This is a genomic window from Rhizobacter sp. P2_H2, assembly GCF_056403375.1.
This window is the reverse complement of record NZ_JBFUFP010000776.1, coordinates 1-2,624: the sequence shown is the minus strand read 5'-3', so window position 1 is coordinate 2,624 and position 2,624 is coordinate 1. Positions and strand designations below refer to the sequence as shown.

Annotated in this window: 4 protein-coding genes; 3 read left to right on the top strand and 1 reads right to left on the bottom strand. The window is 69.6% G+C overall.

The annotated features are described in order from the left end of the window. The first annotated feature begins 32 nt into the window (after positions 1 to 32). The 3 genes from AC1D15_RS26140 to AC1D15_RS26130 are packed head-to-tail and all read left to right on the top strand — an operon-like array spanning position 33 to position 2,161. A complete protein-coding gene (locus AC1D15_RS26140; RefSeq protein ID WP_477828284.1) occupies positions 33 to 914 on the top strand; it encodes a DUF3034 family protein in 882 nt (293 codons plus the stop codon). A 20-nt stretch (positions 915 to 934) separates the two neighbouring features. Continuing rightward, entirely contained in the window at positions 935 to 1,393 is a 459-nt protein-coding gene (locus AC1D15_RS26135; RefSeq protein ID WP_477828283.1) for a group I truncated hemoglobin, read from the top strand. A gap of 12 nt (positions 1,394 to 1,405) precedes the next feature. After that, positions 1,406 to 2,161 (top strand): cupredoxin domain-containing protein, encoded by a 756-nt coding sequence (locus AC1D15_RS26130; RefSeq protein ID WP_477828282.1) that lies wholly within the window; start codon positions 1,406 to 1,408, stop codon positions 2,159 to 2,161. 12 nt (positions 2,162 to 2,173) lie between these two features. Here the strand turns inward: AC1D15_RS26130 and AC1D15_RS26125 are convergent. Then, positions 2,174 to 2,624: flotillin domain-containing protein (locus tag AC1D15_RS26125; protein ID WP_477828281.1), on the bottom strand; the 451-nt coding region annotated here is incomplete at its 5' end.

Below are 2,624 nucleotides of genomic sequence, written 5' to 3'. Positions count from 1 at the left end.
ATCTACACAACTATATTCGTCGGCAGCGTCAGATGTGTATAAGAGACCGGAGCAGCACCTATGGCGGCAAGCTGCTGCTGACCGGCGGCGTCAGCAGCATCGACGGCGCGGCCGGCGGCGGCCTGACACCCTGGGCCGTGACCGGCGGCTACGGCACGACCCGCGAGTTCGGCGGCTCGGCCTTCGCGACCCGCGTGAAGACGCAGGACTACGGCCTGAGCGGCTACGGCGCCGCCGTGGCCTGGGACGATCGCGTCGAGTTCTCGCTCGCCCACCAGGACTTCGACACCGGCCCGGTCGGCGGTGCACTGGCCGGCGTGCTGGGCGATCCGTCGTTCAACGACCTGCGGCTGAAGCAGGACATCGTCGGCCTGAAAGTGCGCGTGGCCGGCGATGCGGTGCTCGACAGCGACAGCTGGATGCCGCAGCTCGCCGTCGGCCTGCAGTACAAGAAGGCCCATTCCGGGCCGCTGGCCGACGTGCTCACCGCGTTCGGCGCCAAGGACAGCGGCACCGATGTCTACCTCAGCGCGACCAAGCTGTTCCTCGCGCAGGGCGTGCTCGCCAACCTGACGCTGCGCGCCACCAAGGCCAACCAGAACGGCCTGCTCGGCTTCGGCGCGACCGACCACGACAGCTACCGGCTGCAGCCCGAGTTCTCGCTGGCGTACCTGTTCAGCAGGAACATCGCGGCCGGCATCGAATACCGATCGAAGCCCGACAACTTGCGCGACAACGCCGCACTCGGCGCCGGCGCGCTGAAGGAGGACGACTGGGCCGATGTGTTCATCGCGTGGGCGCCGTGCAAGAACTTCTCGCTGACCGCCGCGTACGTCGACCTCGGCAAGATCGTGCCGGGCGTCGTGACGCGCCGGCAGAGCGGCGCGTATGTATCGGCGCAGATCGCGTTCTGATCCCTGCCAGGAGACCCACGATGACCCGCATCCTTTCCACGCTGGCCCGTGCGCTGCTGCTCGGCGCGGCGCTCGCGGCCGGCGGCGCCCACGCCCAGACCGCCACCACCCCACCCGCCGACGACGCGCTCTACCAGCAGCTCGGCGCGCAGCCCGGCCTCGTGAAGCTGGTCGACGACTTCATGGTCCGGCTGCTGGCCGACCCGCGGATGAACCCCTTCTTCAAGGATGTCGACCAGGCCCACGTGAAGGCCGAGCTGGTCACGCAGTTCTGCGAGGTCGCCGGCGGCCCGTGCCGGCGCAAGGGCCCGGACATGAAGCAGGCGCACGCCGGCATGGACATCAACAAGAACAACTTCAACGCGCTGGTCGAGGTGCTGCAGCAGGCGATGCAGGCGCAAGGCATCGCGTTCACCACGCAGAACAAGCTGCTCGCCAACCTGGCGCCGATGCACCGCGACATCATCAACACACCCTGAACCCCACCACCCATGACCACGACACTGCAGCACACCATGACCGCTTCCCACCCGACCCTGCGCGCCCTCGCGCTCGCCCTGACCACCCTCCTCGCGCTGGACGCGCAGGCCGCCAGCGTGCAGGTCCTCGTGACCGATGCCGACGGCAAGCCGGCCATCGACACCGTCGTGCTGATCGAGCCGGCGATCAAGCCGCTGCTGAAGCCGCCGGCGGCGCCGGTCGTGATCGCGCAGGAGAACCTGCGCTTCGCGCCCTTCCTGACGGTGGTGCCGGCCGGCACGACGCTGCGCTTCCTGAACCGCGACAGCTACGACCACCACGTGCGCTCGGTGCCGAGCGGGCCGCTGGGCAGCATGCCGGCGGTGAAGAGCTTCGAGATCCGGCTGGATGCCGCGGAGTCGGCGCCGGCGGCTGGTGGCCGCGTTTCCGAGTACGGCGACGACAGGCCCACCGCACCGCGCGGCAAGAAGACCGGCAGCTCGCAGGCCGACATCAAGGTCGAGACGGCCGGCCCGATCGGGCTGGGCTGCCACCTGCATGCGTCGATGCGCGGGCAGGTGTACGTGACCGACACGCCGTGGTTCGCGAAGACCGACGAGAACGGCATCGCCCGCATCGACAACGTGCCCGAGGGCGCGGCGCAACTCGTGCTGTGGCACCCCGACCAGCTGCAGGACCAGCCGGCACAGCCGGTGCAGGTGACGGCCGAGGCGCTGAAGGCCGGTGGCAAGCTCAACTTCGTGCCGCGCAAGCGGCGCGGCGCCTGACCGCCACCGACCTCACGACGCGGTGTCGGCGTGCCGCGTCGGCGGCAGCATCGCGGCGATCGACTCGCTGATGCCGGTGATGCCCTGGTTGTTCAGGCCGGCGTCTTTCATCACCGCGTCGATGATGGGCTTGGCGATCTGGTACTGCAGTGCCGAGTTGACGACCTGTTCAGGGAAGGTGGCGGTGCCAGTACCGGTACCACCGCCGCCGGCCTGAGCCGATCCTGCCGCGCCGCCCCCCTCGCCGCCCTGGCCCAGGCCGTTGACCTGGAAGATGCGGATCGACTCGATCTGCTCCATCGGCTTGACCGCCTGCGCAATGATGTGCGGCAGCTGCTGCAACAGCTGCATGCGCACCTGCAGGTCGATCTGGGCCGACGACAGCGTGTTCAGCGCGTCGTTCAACGCGCGCCGCCCCTCGGCCTCGGCCAGCGCCGCCGCCTGGCGCGCCGCGGCCTCGATG